This window comes from Streptomyces griseocarneus (assembly GCF_014655595.1).
Taxonomy (GTDB): domain Bacteria; phylum Actinomycetota; class Actinomycetes; order Streptomycetales; family Streptomycetaceae; genus Streptomyces; species Streptomyces griseocarneus.
Genome location: NZ_BNBL01000006.1, coordinates 224,633 through 246,664 on the forward strand (window position 1 = coordinate 224,633; position 22,032 = coordinate 246,664).

General features: G+C 73.8%; 18 protein-coding genes. 10 read left to right on the forward strand and 8 right to left on the reverse strand.

Annotation, left to right across the window (positions count from 1 at the left end):
• The first annotated feature begins 35 nt into the window (after nucleotides 1-35).
• Complete coding sequence (serC, locus tag IE295_RS17625; RefSeq protein WP_190064607.1) at nucleotides 36-1,154, forward strand: phosphoserine transaminase; 1,119 nt, start codon at nucleotides 36-38, stop codon at nucleotides 1,152-1,154.
• Nucleotides 1,155-1,299: 145 nt separating this feature from the next.
• Here the strand turns inward: serC and IE295_RS17630 are convergent, their stop codons facing one another.
• Nucleotides 1,300-2,328 carry a hypothetical protein gene (locus IE295_RS17630; protein ID WP_190064608.1) on the reverse strand — a complete coding sequence of 343 codons (1,029 nt, stop codon included), beginning with the start codon at nucleotides 2,326-2,328 and terminating at the stop codon, nucleotides 1,300-1,302.
• Nucleotides 2,329-2,464: 136 nt separating this feature from the next.
• Nucleotides 2,465-3,565, reverse strand: coding sequence for a citrate synthase 2 (locus tag IE295_RS17635; protein WP_190064609.1), 1,101 nt, complete (start codon nucleotides 3,563-3,565; stop codon nucleotides 2,465-2,467).
• Between the two features lie 315 nt (nucleotides 3,566-3,880).
• On the opposite strand from IE295_RS17635, the gene pdxH reads away from it, so the two are divergent.
• Nucleotides 3,881-4,573 (forward strand): pyridoxamine 5'-phosphate oxidase, encoded by a 693-nt coding sequence (gene pdxH / locus IE295_RS17640; RefSeq protein ID WP_268255705.1) that lies wholly within the window; start codon nucleotides 3,881-3,883, stop codon nucleotides 4,571-4,573.
• 440 nt (nucleotides 4,574-5,013) lie between these two features.
• Complete coding sequence (locus IE295_RS17645; RefSeq protein WP_190064610.1) at nucleotides 5,014-6,387, forward strand: PAS domain-containing protein; 1,374 nt, start codon at nucleotides 5,014-5,016, stop codon at nucleotides 6,385-6,387.
• Nucleotides 6,388-6,435: 48 nt separating this feature from the next.
• Here IE295_RS17645 and IE295_RS17650 read toward each other — a convergent pair whose 3' ends face one another.
• Entirely contained in the window at nucleotides 6,436-7,191 is a 756-nt protein-coding gene (locus IE295_RS17650; RefSeq protein WP_190064611.1) for an SIS domain-containing protein, read from the reverse strand.
• A 165-nt stretch (nucleotides 7,192-7,356) separates the two neighbouring features.
• Here IE295_RS17650 and IE295_RS17655 point away from each other — a divergent pair, with 165 nt between their 5' ends.
• The 3 genes from IE295_RS17655 (at nucleotide 7,357) to IE295_RS17665 (ending at nucleotide 11,081) form a co-directional block, all read left to right on the forward strand.
• Entirely contained in the window at nucleotides 7,357-8,049 is a 693-nt protein-coding gene (locus IE295_RS17655; protein ID WP_190064612.1) for an iron-dependent transcriptional repressor DtxR, read from the forward strand.
• Nucleotides 8,050-8,596: 547 nt separating this feature from the next.
• Nucleotides 8,597-9,505, forward strand: a complete 909-nt coding sequence (locus IE295_RS17660; RefSeq protein WP_190064613.1) for an alpha/beta fold hydrolase — start codon at nucleotides 8,597-8,599, stop codon at nucleotides 9,503-9,505.
• Between the two features lie 148 nt (nucleotides 9,506-9,653).
• Nucleotides 9,654-11,081 (forward strand): FAD-dependent monooxygenase, encoded by a 1,428-nt coding sequence (locus IE295_RS17665; protein ID WP_190064614.1) that lies wholly within the window; start codon nucleotides 9,654-9,656, stop codon nucleotides 11,079-11,081.
• Here IE295_RS17665 and IE295_RS17670 read toward each other — a convergent pair.
• The 3 genes from IE295_RS17670 to IE295_RS17680 all read right to left on the reverse strand — a co-directional run bounded on the left by IE295_RS17670 (nucleotide 11,078) and on the right by IE295_RS17680 (nucleotide 14,364).
• Nucleotides 11,078-12,727 (reverse strand): transporter, encoded by a 1,650-nt coding sequence (locus tag IE295_RS17670; RefSeq protein ID WP_190064615.1) that lies wholly within the window; start codon nucleotides 12,725-12,727, stop codon nucleotides 11,078-11,080. The two genes, IE295_RS17665 and IE295_RS17670, sit on opposite strands and share 4 nt — an antisense overlap.
• Nucleotides 12,724-13,515, reverse strand: a complete 792-nt coding sequence (locus IE295_RS17675) for an ABC transporter ATP-binding protein (RefSeq protein ID WP_190064616.1) — start codon at nucleotides 13,513-13,515, stop codon at nucleotides 12,724-12,726. The genes IE295_RS17670 and IE295_RS17675 overlap by 4 nt, the downstream gene beginning before the upstream one ends.
• A 180-nt stretch (nucleotides 13,516-13,695) precedes the next feature.
• The gene (locus IE295_RS17680) at nucleotides 13,696-14,364 is read right to left on the reverse strand and encodes a bifunctional DNA primase/polymerase (protein WP_372478824.1); all 669 of its coding nucleotides are present in this window, start codon (nucleotides 14,362-14,364) and stop codon (nucleotides 13,696-13,698) included.
• Nucleotides 14,365-14,681: 317 nt separating this feature from the next.
• On the opposite strand from IE295_RS17680, the gene IE295_RS17685 reads away from it, so the two are divergent.
• The 4 genes from IE295_RS17685 (at nucleotide 14,682) to purU (ending at nucleotide 19,883) form a co-directional block, all read left to right on the forward strand.
• On the forward strand, nucleotides 14,682-16,070 hold the full coding sequence (locus IE295_RS17685; RefSeq protein WP_190064617.1) for an NsdA family TPR-like regulatory protein: 1,389 nt from the start codon (nucleotides 14,682-14,684) through the stop codon (nucleotides 16,068-16,070).
• A gap of 506 nt (nucleotides 16,071-16,576) precedes the next feature.
• The gene (locus IE295_RS17690) at nucleotides 16,577-18,271 is read left to right on the forward strand and encodes a hypothetical protein (RefSeq protein WP_190064618.1); all 1,695 of its coding nucleotides are present in this window, start codon (nucleotides 16,577-16,579) and stop codon (nucleotides 18,269-18,271) included.
• Nucleotides 18,272-18,474: 203 nt separating this feature from the next.
• A complete protein-coding gene (locus tag IE295_RS17695) occupies nucleotides 18,475-18,972 on the forward strand; it encodes an SCO4402 family protein (RefSeq protein WP_190064619.1) in 498 nt (165 codons plus the stop codon).
• Nucleotides 18,973-19,019: 47 nt separating this feature from the next.
• Nucleotides 19,020-19,883, forward strand: coding sequence for a formyltetrahydrofolate deformylase (gene purU / locus IE295_RS17700; RefSeq protein ID WP_224323092.1), 864 nt, complete (start codon nucleotides 19,020-19,022; stop codon nucleotides 19,881-19,883).
• Nucleotides 19,884-20,031: 148 nt separating this feature from the next.
• Here the strand turns inward: purU and IE295_RS17705 are convergent, their stop codons facing one another.
• Both IE295_RS17705 and IE295_RS17710 read right to left on the reverse strand, forming a co-directional pair.
• A complete protein-coding gene (locus IE295_RS17705) occupies nucleotides 20,032-21,153 on the reverse strand; it encodes a zf-HC2 domain-containing protein (protein WP_190064621.1) in 1,122 nt (373 codons plus the stop codon).
• On the reverse strand, nucleotides 21,150-21,716 hold the full coding sequence (locus tag IE295_RS17710; RefSeq protein WP_190064622.1) for a sigma-70 family RNA polymerase sigma factor: 567 nt from the start codon (nucleotides 21,714-21,716) through the stop codon (nucleotides 21,150-21,152). Before IE295_RS17710 ends, IE295_RS17705 begins: the two co-directional genes overlap by 4 nt.
• Nucleotides 21,717-22,032 lie beyond the last annotated feature (316 nt).

Genomic DNA, 22,032 nt, shown 5'->3' on the forward strand with positions numbered 1-22,032 from the left:
CCCCGCGCGCCGCTCTTTCGCACTAGGCTGCGGCCGTGGCTGATATCCAGATCCCCGCTGACATCAAGCCCGCCGACGGTCGCTTCGGCGCGGGCCCGTCCAAGGTGCGGACCGAGGCGCTCGACGCCCTGGCTGCCACCGGAACCTCTCTGCTCGGCACGTCCCACCGCCAGGCTCCCGTCAAGGACCTGGTCGGCAGGGTGCGCGCGGGCATCGGTGAGCTCTTCTCCCTGCCCGAGGGCTACGAGGTGATCCTCGGCAACGGCGGCTCGACCGCGTTCTGGGACATCGCCACGCACGGCCTCATCGAGTCGAAGTCGCAGCACCTGACCTTCGGTGAGTTCTCGTCGAAGTTCGCCACGGCCGCCCGGCTGGCCCCGTGGCTCGAGGAGCCGACCGTCATCTTCTCCGAGCCCGGCACCCACCCGGAGCCGAAGGCGGAGGCGGGCGTCGACGCCTACGCCCTCACCCACAACGAGACCTCCACCGGCGTGGCCGCGCCCGTCCGGCGCGTCGAGGGCGCGGACGCCGGGTCGCTGGTGCTGGTGGACGCCACCTCCGGCGCGGGCGGGCTGCCGGTCGACATCACCGAGACCGATGTCTACTACTTCGCGCCGCAGAAGTCCTTCGCCGCCGACGGCGGCCTGTGGATCGCGGTGTTCTCCCCGGCCGCCCTGGAGCGCGCGGCCCGCGTCCACGCCTCCGGGCGGCACATCCCCGAGTTCTTCTCGCTGCCGACCGCGATCGACAACTCGCTGAAGAACCAGACGTACAACACCCCGGCGCTGTCCACCCTCTTCCTGCTCAACGAGCAGCTGGAGTGGCTCAACGGCCAGGGCGGCCTGGACTGGGCGGTCCGCCGCACGGCGACCTCCGCCCGCACCCTCTACGGCTGGGCTGAGGCCTCCAAGCACGCGTCCCCGTTCGTCGCGGACCCGGCGCGGCGCTCGGCCGTCATCGGCACGATCGACTTCTCCGAGGACGTGGACGCCGCCGCGATCGCCAAGGTGCTGCGCGCCAACGGCATCGTCGACACCGAGCCCTACCGCAAGCTGGGCCGCAACCAGCTGCGCGTGGCGATGTTCCCGGCGATCGACCCGGCGGACGTCGAGGCCCTGACGGCCTGCGTGGACTACGTCATCGAGCGTCTCTGACACCCGCCGCGGCCGGGGCGGACCGCGTGTCCGCCCCGACCGCGGCGTGGTTCACGTACGCCACGCGGGCTCACGTACGTCGCGCGAGCTCACGTACGTCGCGTAGGGCCCACGCACGCCACTTAGCTCACGTGCGCCACGTGGTTCACGTACGCCGCAGCAGCCGGCGCAGTCCGACGACCAGCAGGGTCACGACCACCAACAAGCCCGCCCCTATGGCGAGGTTGCGGTCGCGTTCGTGCCCCCCCGAGCCCGAGGCGTTGGCGTCGGACCGGTCACCCCCCTTGCCGGAGTCGTCGTCGCCCGCGCGCTCGGACACGCTCTCGGGCAGCAGCTCGCCCTTGAGCTCGACGGGGGTGACGCGGCTGCCGGCGCCCTCCGTCCCGTACATCAGGGTGCGGCCGTCGGGGGTGAACGTGACGGACTCGCCCTGCCGCTGCAGCGGGACGGTGGGGCGGCCGGCCTCCTCGCCCAGGCGGCCGTTCTGCCAGCGGTACGCGCGTGCCTCGAAGTAGCCGCGGACCACCAGCCGCGTGCCGTCCGGGGAGAACGCGCCGTCCGTCGCCCAGACGTTGACGTCCGCGACGCGCCGGAAGGTGTTCACGCCGGACTCCGACAGGTGCTGTGGCCCCTCGTAGAGGGCGCCCTTGCCCGAGCGCTTCTTGCTGGCGATGTAGAGGCGGCCCGTCTTCGGATGGACCATCAGCGACTCCGCGTCGCGCGGCCCCTCGTCGTAGCGGACGGTGAGGCGGACGGGGGCGACGGACGTGTCCCGCAGCGTCTTCGGCTCCGGGAAGCGGTAGATCCACACCTCGGGCCAGCTGCCGCCGAGGTTGTCGCCGATGTCGGCGAGGTAGATGTTCCCGTCGGGCCCGATCGAGATGGCCTCCACGTCCCGGGGATTGATGCCGTTGAGCGTCACCGTCGCGACCGTGCGCCCCGTGCGGCTGTCCACGGCGAAGACGTTCGCGCCGTCGCCGCTGTCGTTGTGGGTCCAGTACACGCCCGGGTGCGCGCGGCTGGCGGCCAGGCCGCTGGACTCCTTGATCCTCGGGTCCTGGATGGTGAAGGCGGAGGGGACATCGCCGTCCGCCGCCGGTACGGCCCTCGCGGGCGGGGCGGCGGACAGCGCGACCAGCGCGGCGATCCCCAGGGCTGGGAGGAATGGACGCATGGACCAAGCCTGCCATCCGGGCGTGGCGGAGCGGCGGCAGCCACCGCTCCGCCACGCCCCGGTCGCATGATCATGCGATCCTCGCGGCGGCGCCCGCAGGGCGCGCGGCCGCCGTCCGCCCGGGGGGTGGGGGCCGTCAGCGCACGATGTCGGCGTAGCCGTCGACCTGGCGCGGGTCGCGCGGGCCGGGGCCGACGTAGCGCGCCGAGGGGCGCACGAGGCGGCCGGTGCGCTTCTGCTCCAGGATGTGGGCGCTCCAGCCCGCCGTGCGGGCGCAGGTGAACATCGAGGTGAACATGTGCGCGGGGACCTCGGCGAAGTCCAGGACGATGGCTGCCCAGAACTCGACGTTGGTCGCCAGCACCCGGTCCGGGCGGCGGTTGTGCAGCTCCTCCAGCGCGGCCTTCTCCAGGGCTTCGGCGACCTCGAAGCGCGGCGCGGCCAGCTCCTTGGCCGTGCGGCGCAGGACGCGGGCGCGCGGGTCCTCGGCGCGGTAGACGCGGTGGCCGAAGCCCATGAGGCGCTCGCCGCGGTCGAGGGCGCCCTTGACGTAGGCGACGGCGTCGCCCGTGCGCTCGATCTCCTCGATCATGCCCAGGACGCGGGAGGGCGCGCCGCCGTGCAGCGGGCCGGACATGGCGCCGACCGCGCCGGACAGGGCGGCGGCCACGTCGGCGCCCGTCGAGGCGATGACGCGGGCGGTGAAGGTGGAGGCGTTCATGCCGTGCTCGGCGGCCGAGGTCCAGTAGGCGTCGACGGCCTTGACGTGCTTGGGGTCGGGCTCGCCGCGCCAGCGCTTCATGAAGCGCTCGACCACGGTCTCCGCCTTGTCGATCTCCCGCTGCGGCACCATCGGCAGTCCCTGGCCGCGGGCCGACTGGGCGACGTACGACAGGGCCATCACGGCGGCCCGGGCGAGGTTGTCGCGGGCGGTGGCCTCGTCGATGTCGAGGAGGGGTTTGAGTCCCCAGACCGGTGCGAGCATCGCGAGCGCGGACTGGACGTCGACGCGGATGTCACCCGAGTGCACGGGGATGGGGAAGGGCTCGGCCGGCGGCAGGCCGGGGTTGAAGGAGCCGTCGACCAGCAGGCCCCAGACGTTCCCGAAGGACACGTCGCCCACCAGGTCCTCGATGTCGACGCCTCGGTAGCGGAGCGAGCCGCCTTCCTTGTCGGGTTCGGCGATCTCCGTCTCGAACGCGACGACTCCTTCGAGTCCGGGTACGAAGTCGGACATCAGGCGGCTCCTCATGATGTGTTCGACACGCGACTGCCGACCGGGGCCGTGTGCGCGGCTCGCGGTCCGTCCCGGTCAAAAGCGGTCATGCCCCGTGCGGTGGTGGTTCACCCGGTGGTTCACCCGGCCTCCGCAGAAAGCCTCCGCAGAATGCCGCGCGAAAGCCGTCGCCGTGCCGGGGCCGGAAACGATAGCCCCTTGGTCAGCGGAGCCACAGCTGTACACCTCGGTGATGTCCGGCACACCGCGCGTTCGGCGGGTCCGTGACGGGGCCGGGTCTTCTCCCGCCGCCGCCCGCTCCTGCAAGATGTGGCCGTGTCCCACACCGACGAACACACCGACGAGTACGCACACGAGCACGACCTCGCCGCCATGCGCCGGCACTACGAGTTCGAGGGCATCGCCGAGGACGAGCTGGCGCCCGGCCCCCACCGGCAGTTCGCGCGCTGGTTCGCCGAGGCCGCCGCGGGGGAGCTGCACGAGCCCAACGCCATGGTCGTCTCCACGGCGGACGCGGCCGGCCGGCCCAGCTCGCGGACCGTGCTGCTGAAGGGCTACGACGAGCGCGGCTTCGTCTTCTACACCAACTACGGCTCGCGCAAGGCCCGGGAGATCGCGGCCAACCCGCACGTCTCCCTGCTCTTCCCCTGGTATCCGCTGGCCCGTCAGGTGGTGGTGACGGGCACGGCCGAGCGGGTGGATCCCGAGGAGACGGCCGTGTACTTCCGCTCCCGGCCCTACGGCTCGCAGATCGGGGCCTGGGCGAGCGAGCAGTCCGCGGTGGCGGCCTCGCGCGCCGACCTCGACGCGGCGTACGCGCGGATGGCGGCCCGCTTCCCGGAGGGCGAGCCGGTGCCGGTGCCGCCGCACTGGGGCGGCTTCCGGGTCACGGCGCGGACCGTGGAGTTCTGGCAGGGGCGGGCGAACCGGCTGCACGACCGGCTGCGGTACGTCCGCACCGACGGCGCGGGCGACAGCGGCTGGCGCGTGGAACGCCTGTGCCCGTGAGCCGTCTGTGTCCGTAAACCGTCTGTACCCCTGAACCGCCTGTGCCCGTGAACGCAGACGATCCGTGGGCTGTTACCGCCGCACGCGCACAGCGCGAACGCGGCGGTGCCGAGCGGACGACTCGGCGGCCCACGGATCGGGTGACTGCCTGGGATTCGGCCGGCGGAGCCGGCGCTGCGTAGATACGCGACGACGGGCGCTAGCCCGCAGTCACCTCACGCGTCCGGAAAGAAATCATGTCCCGAACCACCTCCCTTCTCGTGTACGGCACAGCCTAGGAAGGGCCTCCGGCGGCGACAAGCGAATTTTCCGCGGCGTGATTTCGGCGTACGGATTTCACCGAACGCGGTGTGGTCCGCGCCCGTCTCGAGTTGAATGCCGCTCGTGCAGGACATGCACGGCACGCTCCACCCGCAGACGCGTTCAGCAGGGGGTACCCCGTGACCGCTCCACACCAGTCCGGCCCCGCCCGCCACGGACCGACGGCGGACGGCGACGACCACGACCTCCTCGCGGCTCTCCTGGACGGCATGGACGCCGCCCTGTGCGCCTTCGACGCGGACGGCACGGTCACCCACTGGAACCGCGAGGCCGAACGGATACTCGGCTGGAGCGCGCGCGAGGCCGTCGGGCGGCGAGGCCTGGCGGGCTGGGCGGTGCGCGAGGCGGACGCGGAAGAGGTCACCGGGCGGCTGCTGGGCGCGATGAAGGCCCCGGGGCGGCAGGTCGACGAGTTCGCGCTGCTGACCAAGGACGGCGGGCGGGTGCTGGTGCGCATCCAGTCCTCCGCCGTGCCGGGCGCGGACGGCAGCCCGGCCGGGGTGTACTGCGCGTTCAGCGAGGTGCACACGCAGATCGACCTCGAACGGTCGGTCGCGCTGAGCGAGGCGCTGTTCGGCGAGGCCTCCTCGTGGGGCGTGGTGCTGGTCGACGCGGACCTGCGCCCGGCCCTGGCCAACGCGCACGCCGCCCGGCTGCTGCGGACGAGCCGCACGGCGCTGCTGGGCCGGCCGCTGGGCGATCTGCTCGACCAGGGCGTGGAGGAGCTCGAGGGCGCGCTGCAGCACGTCCTGGCGGCCGGTGCCCCGCCCGCGCCCACCGAGCTGTGGGTGACGGTGCGCTCGGCCGACGCGGTGGCCGGGGCCGCGGCGGAGCGCCGCTGCTGGCGCAGCGGCTTCCTGAGACTGGCGACGCCGCTGGTGGAGGAGCCGGTGCCGCTGGGCGTGGCCTGGCTGTTCCTGGACGTGACGAAGACGCGGCTGGCCGAGCAGGAGAGCGCGCGGCTGCGCTTCCGGGGCAGCCAGCTGCACCGCGCGGGGCGGGCCGTGGCCGAGTGCGAGGACCCGATGGAGGCCGCGGCGCTCTACCTGGACTTCGCCCTCGCGGGCTTCGCCGACCACGCCCTGATCGACCTGCTGCCGGATCCGGAGGCCGACCCGGACGAGCCGGTGCGGCTGATCCGCGCCGCGACGACGCCCGCCGGGGCGCCGGGCCAGGGCCCCGTCGCGGCCGGCGGCGGCCTGCCCGTGCCGTACGCGGACGGCCATCCGGCGCTCCAGGCGGTCGAGCGCTGCGGCTCGGTACGGGCGGCCGCGGACCGCAGCGAGGGGTGGGCGGCGGCCCGCAGATGGCCCGACGGCACGCGGCACGCCCTGGCCACGGCGCTGCGCAGCCGGGGGCGGACGGTGGGCGTGGTCACGTTCCTGCGGGGCGGCTCGCGCAGGGCCTTCGACCGGGCGGACGCGGTGTACGCCGAGGACATCGCCTCGCGGGTCGCCGCCGCGATCGACCTGGCGGTGGCGGTGGCGGGGTAGGAGCGGGCGACGGCGGTGGCGGGTGGGAGCGGGGAAGAAGATCCCGGCCTAGTGCCGGAAGAAGATGCGGTCCCCGTACTCGCTCAGCACCCGTCCGTTCCACTCGTGGCCGCCGTCCACGTTCCCGGACCGCAGCATCGGCGGGTCGATGCCGCGCGCGGCCAGCTCCCCGGCGGCGGACGCCACGACGGCCTGCACCACCGCCGCGCCGACGACCGTGGAGGCCGGCCCGAAGGGCGCCGCGATGCCCTCGGCGGACAGCTCGGCGTCGCCCGTGCCGATCTTCGTGTCGATGACGATGTCGCAGTGGTCCTTGAGGAACGTTCCGGACGCGTGCCGCGAGCGGGTCTCCTCGGCGTACGCCAGGGACGTGATGCCGATGACCTTCAGGCCGAGGGCGCGGGCGTTCACGGCCATCTCGACCGGCAGGGAGTTGCGCCCGGACAGCGAGATGACGATCAGGGCGTCGCCGGGCTGCGCGGGGCTGGTGTCCAGGACCGCCCCGGCGAGCCCGTCCACCCGCTCCAGGGCGCTGCCGAGCGTGGCGGGCATGACGTCGACGCCGACGACGCCCGGCACGGCCAGCAGGTTCATCAGGGCGAGCCCGCCGGCGCGGTAGACGACGTCCTGCGCGGCGAGCGAGGAGTGCCCGGCGCCGAAGACGAACAGCCGGCCGCCGTCGGCCACGGTGTCGGCGAGCGCGCTCCCGGCGGCGGCGACGGTGTCGGCCTCCTCGTCGCGCACGCGCCCCAGCAGCGCGATCGCGGCGTCGAAGAACTGCCCGGCAAGCTTGTTCTCGCTCATCGCTGCGGGGCTCCTTGGCTCGGTTCGGCTCGACGTCACGTTGCGGTCTCGACCTGGGCCCTGTCAATACGACGGGGGCGGGCGGCGGCGTACGCGGCCCTGTTGTCCGCGGCATGCGTCAGAATTGAGTCCAGGGCCAGCGCACGACTTATCGAGGGGCACGGCATGTCCGGACTGATCGACACCACGGAGATGTATCTCCGCACCATCCTTGAGCTGGAAGAGGAAGGTGTGGTCCCCATGCGCGCCCGCATCGCCGAGCGGCTCGACCAGAGCGGCCCGACGGTGAGCCAGACGGTGGCCCGCATGGAGCGCGACGGCCTGGTCTCCGTCGCCGGCGACCGTCACCTGGAGCTGACCGAGGAGGGCCGCCGGCTGGCCACGCGCGTGATGCGCAAGCACCGCCTCGCGGAGTGCCTGCTGGTCGACGTGATCGGCCTGGAGTGGGAGCAGGTGCATGCCGAGGCCTGCCGCTGGGAGCACGTGATGAGCGAGGCCGTGGAGCGGCGGGTGCTGGAGCTGCTGCGCCACCCCACTGAGTCGCCGTACGGCAACCCCATCCCGGGCCTGGAGGAGCTGGGCGAGAAGTCCGAGTCGGACCCCTTCCTCAACGACGGCATGGTCAGCCTGATGGACCTCGAGCCGGGCTCCGAGGGCAAGACCGTGGTCGTCCGCCGCATCGGCGAGCCGATCCAGACCGACGCCCAGCTGATGTACACCCTGCGCCGCGCCGGCGTGCAGCCCGGCGCTGTGGTCAGTGTGACGGAGTCGCCCGGTGGGGTGATGGTGGGCAGCAGTGGCGAGGCCGCCGAGCTGGCCTCCGACATCGCCTCCCATGTGTTCGTAGCCAAGCGCTGACCGGCCTCGACGCCCGGGAACGGGCCGCCGCGCCGGGTACGTACGCCCGGTTACGTCAACCTGCCGAGCCGCGGCGGAATCGGCGCGCTCGGGCCCGAGGCGTGCCACGCTGGCGCTGAGTGCCGATGCGCATATGCGCGCCGACGGCCGTGGGGAGGGGATCGCATGAGGCCGGCGAACCGCACGGGCCGCGCCACCGCCCGCGGGGACGGGAACGGGCGCGGAAGCGGGCACGGAAACACGCACGAGAACACGCACGGGAACGCGCACGAGAACGGAAAAGGGCCCCGGCGCCCTCATGGGCTGCCGGGGCCCCACCTCCCCGTTGTCCCCCGTGGCGACCCGGAGCCCCGAGCTCCCAGGGTGCGCCTCGCGGACCTTCTTCCCCGAGCGGTCCGCGCCCGAGTCGATTTCTCCCCTGACCGCAGACGGTCAATCCTGCCGCCCGGTCACTCGAACGAGGGGTGTTGCGCGCAACAACGGTTCATTCGAATGGAAGTTCCATAGGGTTGGGCTGCTCGGGGGAGACGAGGGGGTGCCAGGGCTCATGGTGCGGCGCATCGAAGTGACCGGAAGCGGCGGAGTGCGGCTTGCCGCCTGGGAGTTCGCCGAACCGCAGAAGACCGGGGGCGCGGGTCGCCGCGCGGTCCGCTGCGCCGGGCGGGACGGCGGCAGGCGGTGCTCCGGGGAGGGCGGCGTCCTGCTCCTGCACGGCCTGCTGGGCCGTGCCGCGCACTGGGCGGACACCGCCCGCTGGCTCTCCGCGCGCTATCGCACGATCGCCCTCGACCAGCGCGGCCACGGCCGCAGCGACAAGCCGGTCAGCGGCCCGTACGCCCGCGAGGCATATGTCGCCGACGCCGAGGCGGCCGTCGAGCAGCTCGGCCTCGCCCCCGTCACCCTCATCGGCCACGCCATGGGCGCCCTCACGGCCTGGCAGCTGGCCGCCCGCCGCCCCGACCTCGTGCGGGCCCTGGTCATCACCGACATGCGGGCCTCCGCCCTGGGCGCGGCCACGCAGCGCGAGTGGAGCGAGTGGCTGGGTTCCTGGCCGGTGCCGTTCGCCACGCTGGCCGACGTCCGCAAGTGGTTCGGCGAGGACGACCCGACCCTGGAGCGCCCCGCGCCCGCCCGTGGTGACTTCTACGCCGAGGTGATGGCCGAGCGCGCCGACGGCTGGCGGCCGCTGTTCTTCCGCCGCCAGATGCTGCAGGCCCGCGAGGGCTACGCCCACGACGCCCACTGGGAGGAGCTGGCGCAGGTGGAGTGTCCCGCCCTGGTGGTGCGGGGGCTGGACGGCGCGCTGGGCCGTGCCGAGGCGCAGGAGATGGTCCGGGTCCTGCCGCGCGGCCGCTACGCCGAGGTCCCCGACGCGGGCCACCTGATCCACTACGACCAGCCCGACGGCTGGCGCCGGGTCACCGAGCCCTTTCTGGAGGCGGCCGTGCCGGCCTGACGCCGGGAGCGTCCGGGAAGGGCCGGAGGTGTCCCGAATTAATTCAACGACCGTTGACATAGCCCCGGTGGCGGGTGTGCACTGGCTGTAGGGCGCCCTTCGCCACGTCGCGTACGAGCCGCGCCACAGCCGTCCACCGGGAGCTGTCATGTCACTGCGCACCGAACCCACCGCCGACGTCCTGGTCGTCGGAGCCGGCCCCACCGGACTCCTGCTGGCCGGCGATCTCGCCGCCGCCGGGGTGCGCGTCGTCGTGCTGGAGCGGCGCGCCCAGGAGTCCAACCTCACCCGCGCCTTCGCCGTCCACGCCCGCACCCTCGAGGTGCTCGACGCCCGCTCGCTCGCCGAACCGCTCATCGCCACCGGCACCTTCCTGCAGGGCCTGCGCATCTTCGGCCGCACGCGCATCGACCTCGGCGCGCTCGACACCCGCTTCGCGGGCGTCCTCATCACCCCGCAGTACGAGCTCGAGCGGCTCCTGGAGGAGCGCGCGCTGGCCCGCGGAGCCGAGATCCGGCGCGGCGCGAAGGTGACCGGGCTGCGCCAGGACGCGGACGGCGTCGACGTGGACGTCCAGCCGGTCGAGGAGGGCGCCGCCCCCCTCACGCTGCGCGGCCGCTACGTCGTCGGCACGGACGGGGTGCACAGCGCCGTCCGCGCGGCCATCGGCATGCCGTTCCCCGGCAAGTCGGTGCTGCGGTCCGTGATGCTCGCCGACGTACGCCTGGACACCCCGCCCGGTCAGGTGCCCGCGTTCAACGGCGTCGCCGACGGCTTCGCGTTCATCGCCCCCTTCGGCGACGGCTGGTACCGCGTCATCGCCTGGGAGCGGGGCAGCGACCTGCCCTCCGACGTGCCCGTGGACTTCGACAACCTCAAGGCCGTCACCCGGGCCGCCTTCGGCACGGACTTCGGCATGTGCGAACCCCGCTGGACCTCGCGCTTCCACAGCGACGAGCGCCAGGTGCCCCGCTACCGCGACGGCCGGGTCTTCCTCGCCGGCGACGCCGCCCACGTCCACTCGCCCGCCGGCGGGCTGGGCATGAACGCCGGCATCCAGGACGCCGCCAACCTCGGCTGGAAGCTGGCCGCCGTCCTCGCCGGGCGGGGCGACGACGCCCTCCTCGACAGCTATCACACCGAGCGCCACCCGGTCGGCACCCAGGTGCTGCGCGCCAGCGGGGCGCTCGTACGCACCGTGCTGGCCTCCTCGCCCACCACCCGCCGGCTGCGCAACACGGTGGCGGCGGCCGCCTTCCTCGTACCCCCGGCCACCCAGCGGATCGCGCGCTTCATCTCCGGGATCGGCATCCACTACCCCGCCCCGCCCGGCGCCCACCCCCTCACCGGCCACCGCGCGCCCGACCTGGCGCTGGCCGAGGTCGACGGCGGCCCGACGCGGCTGTACGAGGCGCTGCGCGCCGGGACGCACGTCCGCGTCCTGCCGCGCGGCGCAGGGCCGAAGAAGGAAGCCGGCGTCACCACGGTCACCCGTGCCGACGCCGGCTCCACGACGCTGCTCGTACGCCCCGACGGGTACATCGAGCATGCCTCGGACCGCCAGGGCGTGTCCTAGCCCTTGTTGACGGCCGCGAGGATCTCCGGCAGCTGGCCGACCGCGCGGGGCGCGGCGAGCCGCAGTCCGAGCCACGCCGTCAGCAGGCCGTAGCCCGCGCCCAGCGGCAGCAGGATCCACAGCAGGGAGTGCGCCCCGGCCACGTGCAGCCAGATGGCCAGCGCGCCCAGCGGGGCGCACAGCACCGCACCCACCAGGGCGCCCAGCATGCCGAACCAGGCGATGGCGCCCTGGCCCGGCGCGACGTTCTTGAAGCCGCTGTCCTGCGGGATCGAGTACGGCGCCAGCACCGAGGCCAGCGCGCCGGTGGCGAAGAGCGCGCCCAGCAGGGCCAGGGACAGGCCCAGGACCTCGGCCCAGTCCGACCACTTGCCGGTGAACGCGGCCGTACCTGTGACCACCAGCGTCACATAGGGCACGGCTATCAGGGAGAACGCCAGTGCCCTGGCCCGCAGTTCGACGTAGGCGTCGCGCGGCGAGCCGATCGTCTGCAGCACCATCCAGAACGCCGGGCCGTCCTGGCCGAACTGGTTGTACATCTGCAGGCCGAGCATGGTCGGCGCGAACACGGAGAACCAGACGCTCTCCGCGCCCTGCGCCGCGTTGACGATCGGCACCAGCGCGCCCACCGCGAGCCCGGAGACCCATGACGCCTTGGTCTTGGGGTCGCGCCATATGTAGCGCAGCGAGCGGTGCATGGCGGCGCCCGTGCGCCCGGCGGGCAGCAGCCGGGCCAGGCCCGGGCCGGAGGCGCGCTCCTTGCCCGTCGAGGCGGCGGCCGCACCGATGGTGGAGGCGTCGGGAGAGGTCATCACCTTGGTGAGGCTGCGCTGCCACCACCACAGCAGGGCGGCCAGGGCGGCGGCCGTCAGGGCCAGCCCGGCGGCGGCCCGCCCGTAGGACCCCTCGCTGGCGGCCCGCACGGCGTCCAGCGCGGAGCCGGGCGGAATCCACCGCAGCACGTCGGCCACCGGCTCCAGCCGGGCCATGCCGAGGCCGTTGAGCTGCTGCATGGCGAGGTTGACGAACTGTCCGCCCACGCCGATGACCAGGCCGCTCAGCAGCGCGAGGTCACGGCCCTTGCGGCTGGTCAGCAGGCGGACGTTTGCGGTGGCCACGGCCCGCGCCAGGGACAGGCAGACCAGCAGGGCCAGCGGTGCGGCCAGGACGCCGACGGCGAAGGCCGCGGCGCCGTGCGCACTGGCGATCACCGTGCCGGTCAGCACCGCGAGCGTGAAGCCGGGGCCTATGCCCACCAGGGACGCGGCGAGCAGCCCCGTCATCATCGGGGTCGGCCGCAGTGGCAGCATCACGAGCCGGGTGGGGTCCATGGTCTCGTCGCCGCCGGGGAAGAACAGCGGCATCACCGCCCAGCCGAAGGCGAGCAGCGCCGCCATGCAGACGGACAGGGCGCCGACATGGGCGTGCCCGCGCAGCACGATCAGGCCGAGCACCTGCAGCGCGGCGTAGAGCGAGACCAGGACGACGGAGGTGATCCACACGGCTTTGCGGCCGGTGGACTGGCGCAGGCCGTTGCGCAGGAGCGACAGCTTCAGCCGGACGAACACGGCCGTGGTGGAGGGCACGGCCGCGGCGGACGGAGCCGCCGGCGCGGACGGGGCGGAGGGGACGGCTGCGGTCGTCATCGGGCGCCGCCGCCCAGCCAGTCGAGGCTGTCACCGCCGGCCGCCCCGCGCACGCCCACCAGTTCGAGGAAGGCGTCCTGCAGGGTGGGGGCGTCGCCCCGGACGTCCGCGAGCGGGCCGTGGGCGCGGATCCGGCCGCCGGCCATCACCGCGACCCAGGAGCACAGGGACTCGACCAGCTCCATGACGTGGCTGGAGAAGACGACCGTGGCGCCCGAGGCGGTGTAGCGCTCGAGCACCCCGCGGATCGTCTGGGCGGAGACCGGGTCGACGCCCTCGAACGGCTCGTCGAGGAAGAGGACTTCGGGGTTGTGCAGCAGCGCGGCGGCCAGCCCGATCTTCTTGCGCATGCCGGTGGAGTAGTCGATGACGAGCTTGTGCTGCGAGCCGGCGAGGTCGAGGACGTCCAGCAGCTGCGTGGCCCGCTTGTCGACCTCCTCGCCCGGCAGCCCGCGCAGCCGGCCGGTGTACGCGAGGAGTTCGCGTCCCGACAGCCGCTCGAACATCCGCAGCCCCTCGGGCAGCACGCCGATGCGGGCCTTGACGGCGGCGGGGTCCTGCCAGACGTCGTGGCCGCCGATCAGCACGCGGCCCGAGTCGGGGCGCAGCAGGCCGGTGACCATGGACAGGGTGGTCGTCTTGCCCGCGCCGTTGGGCCCGACGAGGCCGATGAACCGGCCCGCCGGGATCTCCAGGTCGACCCCGGCCACGGCCACCTGCTCACCGAACCGCTTCCACAGCCCCTCGACGCGGACCGCGGGCGTCGCGCCCTGCCCCACTGCTTCCATCGCGCACTTCCTTCGTCCCCGTGATGTGGTGCTTCGGGGACACGGAACAACGCTCCGCCCCCCGAATCCACCTTAGGGGGGACGCGAGGGGCGGACCGATGACGTTTGTCAGCAGTTCCCGGTGATACAGCAGTTCCCGGTGATTCAGCGACTCTCGGCGCTTCAGCAGCTCTTGGCGCTTCAGCGGCCGCGGGCCAGCGCCGCCTCCCGGCCGCAGGCGTAGGCGAGGGCGCTGACGAGCTCCTCCGCGTCCGGCAGCCAGCGGTTGGCGGCGGTGGGCTGGCGCGCCCACTGCACCGGGCCGCGGCTGCCGATGCGGGTGGGGGGAGCGACCACGTAGTCGCCCTCGCCGCGGGAGACCAGGTCGAGGGTGGAGGGCGCCCAGCCGAGCTTGCGGACGTGGTCGGCGACCTTCAGGGCGCCGCCGGGCAGCACGAAGAACAGCATCCGGCGGAAGGGCGTGCACGTGATCGGCCCCAGCTGGATCTCCATGCGCTCCATGCGTGCCAGCGCCAGGAAGCCGGCCGACTCCGAGACGTCCAGGGCGTCGAAGGTGCGACCGGTGGGCAGCAGGATCGAGGCGCGGGGCTGTTTCGTCCACATGCGACGCGCGGTGGACGCACTGCCCGTGGCCTGCGTGGCCCAGTCGGGCCGGGCGGGATGGGCGCCGGGCGCGGGGCAGGCTGGCTCGCCGCACGAGCAGTGCTCGCGCCCGTCCCTGGCCTCCAGCCAGGTGCCGGGGAAAACGTCCCAGTGCCGGTCCTCCGCGTACCTCGCCGCCGCGTCCAGCACGCGCTCGCCGCGCTGTTGGGGGATATGCGGGGCTGCTACTCCGATGGTCTCTTCCACGCCCAGCTCAACTGAGTGCGTCACCGGGGGTTACGGCTCTGGCACAGGCTCCTCGCACCTGCCGGGCACAGCACATGGGGCGCACGGATGCATGTGCGGGGGCGCAGGCGAAAGTTCGCCGCCGCGAAGGGGTAGCCACCTGGGCGGCGTGTTACTGACCCAGGTCATTGCCGCTATTGATGCCAATACCGGCAAGTCCTGCATTCTCCGTATATCAGGGGGGCAAAGATCACAGGAGAAGGCGTTCACAGCCGGATCGGTCACTCCGCACCACGCGGAGCACATCGCGAACGCATAGCAGTCTCAGGGGGTTGAGCATGGCCGCACGGCCACTCGTGGCGCGGCAGCCGAACGAACGGCTGCAAGCGCTCATTCAGGAAGCCGGCTGCTCCAATGCCGGCCTGGCGCGCAGGGTCAACATGTGCGGCGCCGAGCACGGACTTGACCTGCGGTACGACAAGACGTCCGTGGCCCGGTGGCTGCGCGGCCAGCAGCCGCGGGGCCGGGCGCCCGCCGTCATCGCCGAGGCCCTCGGCCGCAAGCTGGGCCGCACGGTCACGATCGACGAGATCGGCATGGCCAACGGCAAGAACCTCGCGTCCGGGGTGGGGCTGCAGTTCTCCCCGACCGTCCTCGGCGCGATCGAGCAGGTCTGCGAGCTGTGGCGCAGCGACGTCGGCCGCCGCGACTTCCTCAGCGGAACGTCGGTGGCGTCCTCCGCGCTGGTCGAGCCCAGCCGCGACTGGCTGATCACGGCCGCCGACCCGCAGGTCGCCCGGAGCGCGGGCGCGCGCGTGGGCCCCTCCGACGTCGAGGCCGTGCGGGCCACCACGGACGCGCTCGTGGAGCTCGACCACCGCTACGGCAGCGGGCACGTGCGTCCCGTGGTGGTCCACTACCTCAACAGCGTCGTCTCCGGGCTGCTGGCCGGCTCGTACCGGGAAGCGGTCGGCCGCGACCTCTTCGCGGCCGTGTCGCGGCTGACGGAGCTGGCGGGCTACATGGCCGTCGACACCGGCCAGCCCGGGCTCGCCCAGCGCTACTACATCCAGGCGCTGCGCCTCGCCCAGGCCGCGGGCGACCGGGGCTACGGCGGCTACGTCCTGGCCGCCAGCATGAGCCACCTCGCCGCGTCCCTGGGCAACCCCAGGGAGATCGCGCAGCTCGCCAAGGCCGCCCAGGAGGGCGCGCGGGGGCACGTCACGCCCCGCGCCGAGGCGATGTTCTACGCGGCCGAGGCGCGCGGCCACGCGCTGCTCGGTGACGCGCGCGCCTGCCAGGTCGTCGCGAGCCGGGCCGTCTCCCGGCTCGAGGCCGCCGACAACGGCACCGACTCCGGTGACGACCCGCCGTGGATCCGTCACTTCGACCGGGCCTACCTCTCCGACGAGCTGGCCCACTGCCACCGCGACCTCGGCCAGGCCGAGCCCGCGCGGCGGCACGCGGAGGACGCGCTGGCCGTCCACCCGACGGGCCGCGTGCGCCGCCGGGCCATCGACCTGCTGCTGCTCGCCACGGCCCACGTCCAGCAGCGCGAGGTGGAGGAGGCCTGCGCCACGGGCACGCGTGCCCTGGAACTGCTGGGCACGCTGCGTTCCAACCGGGGTGCCGAGTATCTGGACGACTTCCGGCAGCGATTGGAGCCGTACCGGGACGAACCGGTCGTGAGGGAGTTCGGGACCCGGATGGAGATGCAGGCCGCGTAGGGAAGCGCCCCAGGCCCGGACGTCCGGTCGGCGAGGACCGGGCGGTTGCTCCGAGGCCTGGGGTGACCTGGGACGATCGTGCCGCGGACCGGGTGAACGGGCGGTGCATGGCCGAGCGCCGGGGCGACCCGGTAGCGTGAGCGGCCGATTGCGTAAGTCCCGTTACAGCCTGAGGAGTCCCGGTGACGCAGAGCGGACAGGGAAACGAGCCGCAGCGCCCCGCGGCCCCGCCCGGGCCGCCCGCACGGCCCGCCGACCCGTGGTCCGGCGCGCCCGCGCCCGCCGCCCCGTGGGGCCCTGGTGCCCCGCTGCCCCCGGAGACCCCTCCGGGTGACTCCGAGGCCACGCGGCACCTTCCGCCGGCCGGTGCCTCTCCTGTGTCGGCGGCCTCGCTGACCCCCGTGCCGCCCGTTCCGGTCGTACCGGCGATGCCGTCGGCGCCGCCGCCGATTCCGCCGGCCCCGCCGGTCCCGCCCCACGGCGGGGGCATACCGGGCATACGTGACATGGGCCCCGAATCCTCTTCCGAGGCCACGCAGTTGCTGCAGCCCCCGACGCCGCACGCGAACCCGGCCGCCGGGAACAGCCTGCCGGCCACGCCCCCGGCGGACGCCGAGGCGACGGCCTTCATGCCGCCCGTCGGCAACGCACCCGCAGGCAACACACCCGCCGGTAATGCCCCGTACGGCAACTCCACGTTCGGCAACGCGCCGTACGACAGCCCGTCCTACGGCAATGCCGGCTACGGCGACTCGGCGTACGGCAACGCCGCCCAGGGCAACGCCCCGTTCGGCGCCACGCCGCCGGCCGGGCCGGCGGACGCCGAGGCCACGGCCTTCATGCCGCTGGTCGCCGGCACCGGCGACCCCACGACCCCGCGCCCCTTCGTCGTCCCGGCCGGCCGGCCGGGACAGGCCGAGGAGGACGCCCCGGCGACGCAGTACCTGCCGCCCGTGGTCAACGAGGACGAAGCCCCCGCGCCCCGGGCCGGGGACGCGGAGGCGACGACCCTCTTGCCGTCGCTGAACACCCCGCCCGCCGGCCCCGCCGGCCCCGGTGACGCGGGCGCCACCACCGTCCTCCCGCCCGTGGGCGCCAGCGGTCCCGGCGACGCGGCGGCGACCACCGTCCTCCCGCCCGTCGGCGGCCTCGGGCAGCCCACGCCGCCCACCGGCCCCGCCGGTCCCGGCGACGCGGCCGCCACCGCCCTCCTCCCGCCCGTGGGCGGCCTCGGGCAGCCCACGCCTCCCGGCGGCGGCGTGCCCGGTGCGGCGTCGCCCTTCGGAGTGATCTCGCAGTCGGGCGAGCGACCGCCGCCCGCCGAGTTCGACACGCTCTTCCGCGCCGCCGCCCCCACGCAGCAGCTGCCGCCCGTCCCGGCGGCCACCCCGGGGCCCACGACGAGCCGCCGGCTGCCGAAGCCCCCGCGTTCCTCGGCCGCCGCCGCGCCCGCGCAGCACGGTGCCCAGGGCCCGCAGGGCCCGCAGGGCCCGCACGGGCCCCACACGCCTCGTACTGCTCGTGGCTCCCAGCCGCCCCGGCGCAAGAAGTCGCCCGCCGTGCTGATCGTGGCCGTCGTCGCGGGCTGTGCCGTCGCCGGGCTCGGTGCGGGGGCGCTGCTCAGCGGCGGGGGAGGCGACGAGCCGCAGAACGCCGCCGTCGCGAGCCCCGCCCCGTCCGCCCCCGCCACGGAGGCGACCACGCCGGCCCCCACGCCGAGCAAGCCCGCCAAGTCCGCGGATCCGGCGGTCGAGTCCCAGGCCAAGGCGCTGGACGCGCTGCTGAAGGACAGCAACAAGAGCCGGGACGCCGTGGTCAAGGCGGTGGATTCGATCAAGGTGTGCAAGGACCTCGACAAGTCCGAGTCCGCCCTGAAGGCGGCGGCGAAGCAGCGCAACGAGCTGCTCAAGCGCCTCGAGAAGACCCCGACGGACAAGCTGCCGAACCACTCCGACCTGACGAGCGAGCTGAAGAAGGCGTGGAAGTCGTCCGCCACGGCGGACCTGCGCTACGCGGACTGGTCGGACCAGGTGGAGGGCAAGAAGGGCTGCGTCAAGGGCCACGCCCGTCCCACCCGTGACAGCGCCGCCGGCGACAAGGCGAGCAGCGACGCCACCACCGCGAAGAAGAAGGCGGCGGACCTGTGGAACCCGATCGCGAGGACCTACGGGCTGACCTCGCACGAGTGGTCCCAGCTGTGACCGGTCACAGGCTCGCGGGCATCGTCGCCTCGTCGTGAAGTGAGCGGCCCCCGGGAGTCCCCCCGGCCCCCGGGAACCGGGCCCGAGCCTGTCGCCCGTCGGGGAACGGCCGAGTGATCACCACCGAACGGCCGGTGACGGGGAGGTGAACGGCGGTGCCCGGATCCCGCCGCGTGACGGGCCCCGGCGGGAACGTACGATCGATGGCTGTGCAGGGTTCAGAGAAGTCTTCCCGTCGCGGCCGCCGCTCGACCACCATGGACGGCATGCCGCTCAATGACATGCCGTGGTGGCGCTGGCGCACCAGCGTGCGCTCCGCGCTGCACATGCTCTCGGACCCGGTCTTCCAGCGCGAGTGCTGGCTCGCGGGACGCGCGGGGTACGGAGATGTGACCGACGCCGTCTACCGGCTCGTCGAGGACACCTGGCTGGACAACTGGTCGGCCGAGAAGTACGTCGGCACGGTGTTCCGGGACTCCGGCGAGGCCGCGCTGGTCGACGTCGCGGTGCTGCGGGTGCTGCGGATCATGCACCAGGTGGGCGCGGACGCGCCGGTGTCGGCGTACCTGGAGCACCACGGCTGGGCGGAGGCGGTACGGGCGGCCCGCGAGGCGCACGTCCGGCTGGCGGCGAACGACGGCGACGATCCGGACGCGGCGCCGCGCTCGCTGGACGCCCTGGCACAGCTGACCCGGGTCTGACCGCCTGGGGTCATCCGGGGCCCGCGGATATGCGACGCTATTGGGCTATGGCCACCGAACAGCAAGCCCAGTACGTCCTCACCCTCTCCTGCCCGGACAAGCAGGGCATCGTGCACGCGGTGTCCAGCTATCTCTTCATGACCGGCTGCAACATCGAGGACAGCCGGCAGTTCGGCGACCGTGACACCGGCCTGTTCTTCATGCGCGTGCACTTCAGCGCCGAGGACCCGGTGACGCTGGAGAAGCTGCGCGCCAGCTTCGCGGCGATCGGCGACTCCTTCGGCATGGACTGGCAGATCCACCGGGCCGACGAGAAGATGCGGATCGTGCTGATGGTGTCCAAGTTCGGGCACTGCCTCAACGACCTGCTCTTCCGCTCCCGGATCGGGGCGCTGCCGGTGGAGATCGCGGCGGTCGTCTCCAACCACACCGACTTCGCCGAGCTCGTCGGCTCGTACGGCGTCCCCTTCCACCACATTCCGGTGACGAAGGAGAACAAGCCGGAGTCCGAGGCGCGGCTTCTGGAGCTCGTGCAGGCCGAGAACGTCGAGCTCGTGGTGCTGGCCCGCTACATGCAGGTCCTCTCCGACGACCTCTGCAAGGCGCTCTCCGGCCGGATCATCAACATCCACCACTCCTTCCTGCCCAGCTTCAAGGGCGCGAAGCCGTACCACCAGGCGCACGCGCGCGGTGTGAAGCTGATCGGTGCGACCGCGCACTACGTCACCGCCGACCTCGACGAGGGCCCGATCATCGAGCAGGAGGTCGAGCGCGTCGGTCACGAGGTGACGCCCGAGCAGCTCGTGGCCGTCGGCCGCGACGTGGAGTGCCAGGCGCTGGCGCGCGCGGTGAAGTGGCACAGCGAGCACCGCGTGCTGCTGAACGGCTCCCGCACGGTGGTCTTCGCGTAGCCCAGGCACGCGCCGCGGGTTCGCCGCGTCAACCCCGGGTCGCCACGGCCAGGGTCGCTACGTCCCGGGTCGCTACGGCCCGGGCCCCGCGCCCGGCGGCGGTGGCGCGCCGCGCGGCGGCGTGGACGGCCGCCGCCTCAGCGGAACGTCACATCCGCGACAGTGACGCCATCGCGTACAGGACGTCGCGCACGGCCTGCGCGTCACCGAGGGAGCCGGCCGCCGCCTCCTCCGGCGAAACGCGGCCCGCGGCCAGCCGGCAGAACTCGACGCCGTCCAGGGCCACATGGGCCACCTCTCCCTCGCGTGTGCCGACCGCCCCGGGGGAGTCGAGCGGGATGTACCAGTGGCCGCCGCCGCGGCCCTCGACCTCGAGGTGCAGCGCGCGGCCGGGCGCGCCGACCGCGACGAGGGTGCGGGGCGGCGGGGCCAGGCCCGCGCGGCGGCGGCCGGCGATGGCGAGGGGCAGCATGCGGGCCGCGAGGTCGATCATGCGGTGCAGGTCGGGCGAGGCGGGCGGTTCGTACGGATAGTCGACCGCCTCCGCGACGTCCTCGGCGTGCACCCAGCACTCGAAGGCCCGCTCCAGGAACGCGTCGTGCAGCGGCAGGCCGAAGGGGCCGTACTCCACGGCCGTGTCGGCCACGCGGTCGCCGGCGAAGGACGCGGTGCGTATCAGCGCGCGGCCCTGGTCGCGCCAGGCGGAGTGGACCTCGCCGGACGTCGGCTCGCCGGCCTCGTCGGCGGCCCAGCGGGCCGCCGTGCGCTCGTCGGGCGTGCCGGGGCCCAGCGGGTCGGCCAGGCCGAGCGCGTCCGCCACGATGCCGTCCACCGCCGTCAGATGGCCGATGACCCCGGCCACCGTGACCTCGCGCTGGACGGACCGGCGGCCCTCGAACCATGCGAGCCGCACCGGCGCCCGCCATTCCGCCTCGCCGATGTCGTGCAGCAGCGCGTCGAGGCGGGCGGTCTCGGCCTCGTAGGGCACGGCCCAGCAGGGGACCGGGATCTTGGCGGGGCGGCGGCCGAGGGCGCCGGCCAGCACCCGGGAGCGCAGGGTGGGGTCGAGGTCGAGGCCGTCCTCGGGGTGCAGCAGGGCGACGGCGTCGCGCAGCCGGACGGCCTCCTCCGCGCAGGGGGCGCAGTCGGTGAGGTGTTCCTCGACGGCGGCGGTCTCCTCCGCGGAGCAGGCGGCCAGCGCCCACGCGCCGAGCAGCGACTTGAGCACGGGATGGGACGGCTGGGCATGGGGACCGGGTGCCGTGCTCATCGCAGCGCCGCCCGGCCGCCGGGCGGCGAGGCCGCGCGGGGTCCGTCGTGGGCCGTGGACAGCAGCTGTAAGCCCAGCCGGAGTCTGCGCCTGGCCTCGTCGTCCGTGACGCCGAGGCGGGCGGCGGTCTGGCGGTAGTCCAGCCGCCGGAAGTAGGCGAGGTCCAGGGCGGCCCGCAGGGGCGCGGGCATGGAGGTGACGATGTAGTCGGCGCGGGCCGCGGCGGACGCGGCGCGCACCTTCTCCTCGATCTCGGCCGCCGGCCGCTCCCCGTCGTCGTGCGCGCGCCGCAGCCGGCTGACGGCGTGCCGGTGGGCGAGCCCGGCGATCCAGGAGCGCAGGGAGCCCTGGCGGGGGTCGTACTCGTCGGCGTGCTCCCAGGCGTGGGCGAAGACGTCGCGCGTGACGCGGTCGGCGCCGCCCTCGTCGCCCAGGACGCGGTGGGCGACGCCGTGCACGAGGGAGGCGAAGCGGTCGTAGAGCTCGCCGAGCGCGGCGGCCTCGCCGTGGGCGAGCCGCTGCTGCATCCTGCGGTCCCACCGCGGCGGTGCGTCGTTCGTCATGCCCGGCCCCCTCCGTACGTACTGCTGTACGCCCCTACCGCCGAATGTATCGGCCGGGTCCGACAGCGTACGAGCGTTGGGGCGAAACCCGGAAAGCCTGCCCAGGGCCTTTGCGGCGCATGGTATGGGAACCGTCACTCTGGGTCGATGCGTGCGATCGGAGTCGATCGTACGTGCCCGAATGTGCCGATGTGTTATGCGGGTGTGACCGGATCTAGGAGGATTCGGCGTTCGAGCTGGGCATAGGCTCACCATGGGTCGGCTTGTACCGCGTCTGGGACCACGGTGTTTCACACGGCGCCCCACGGGGGAAGCG

Excerpts from the sequence above, each read along its gene's own strand:
- IE295_RS17630 (WP_190064608.1), bottom strand. The coding sequence starts at position 2,328 with ATGCGTCCATTCCTCCCAGCCCTGGGGATCGCCGCGCTGGTCGCGCTG.
- IE295_RS17635 (WP_190064609.1), bottom strand. The coding sequence starts at position 3,565 with ATGTCCGACTTCGTACCCGGACTCGAAGGAGTCGTCGCGTTCGAGACG.
- IE295_RS17650 (WP_190064611.1), bottom strand. The coding sequence starts at position 7,191 with ATGAGCGAGAACAAGCTTGCCGGGCAGTTCTTCGACGCCGCGATCGCG.
- IE295_RS17655 (WP_190064612.1), top strand. The coding sequence starts at position 7,357 with ATGTCCGGACTGATCGACACCACGGAGATGTATCTCCGCACCATCCTT.
- IE295_RS17660 (WP_190064613.1), top strand. The coding sequence starts at position 8,597 with ATGGTGCGGCGCATCGAAGTGACCGGAAGCGGCGGAGTGCGGCTTGCC.
- IE295_RS17665 (WP_190064614.1), top strand. The coding sequence starts at position 9,654 with ATGTCACTGCGCACCGAACCCACCGCCGACGTCCTGGTCGTCGGAGCC.
- IE295_RS17670 (WP_190064615.1), bottom strand. The coding sequence starts at position 12,727 with ATGACGACCGCAGCCGTCCCCTCCGCCCCGTCCGCGCCGGCGGCTCCG.
- IE295_RS17675 (WP_190064616.1), bottom strand. The coding sequence starts at position 13,515 with ATGGAAGCAGTGGGGCAGGGCGCGACGCCCGCGGTCCGCGTCGAGGGG.
- IE295_RS17685 (WP_190064617.1), top strand. The coding sequence starts at position 14,682 with ATGGCCGCACGGCCACTCGTGGCGCGGCAGCCGAACGAACGGCTGCAA.
- IE295_RS17690 (WP_190064618.1), top strand. The coding sequence starts at position 16,577 with ATGGGCCCCGAATCCTCTTCCGAGGCCACGCAGTTGCTGCAGCCCCCG.
- IE295_RS17695 (WP_190064619.1), top strand. The coding sequence starts at position 18,475 with ATGGCTGTGCAGGGTTCAGAGAAGTCTTCCCGTCGCGGCCGCCGCTCG.
- purU (WP_224323092.1), top strand. The coding sequence starts at position 19,020 with ATGGCCACCGAACAGCAAGCCCAGTACGTCCTCACCCTCTCCTGCCCG.
- IE295_RS17705 (WP_190064621.1), bottom strand. The coding sequence starts at position 21,153 with ATGAGCACGGCACCCGGTCCCCATGCCCAGCCGTCCCATCCCGTGCTC.
- IE295_RS17710 (WP_190064622.1), bottom strand. The coding sequence starts at position 21,716 with ATGACGAACGACGCACCGCCGCGGTGGGACCGCAGGATGCAGCAGCGG.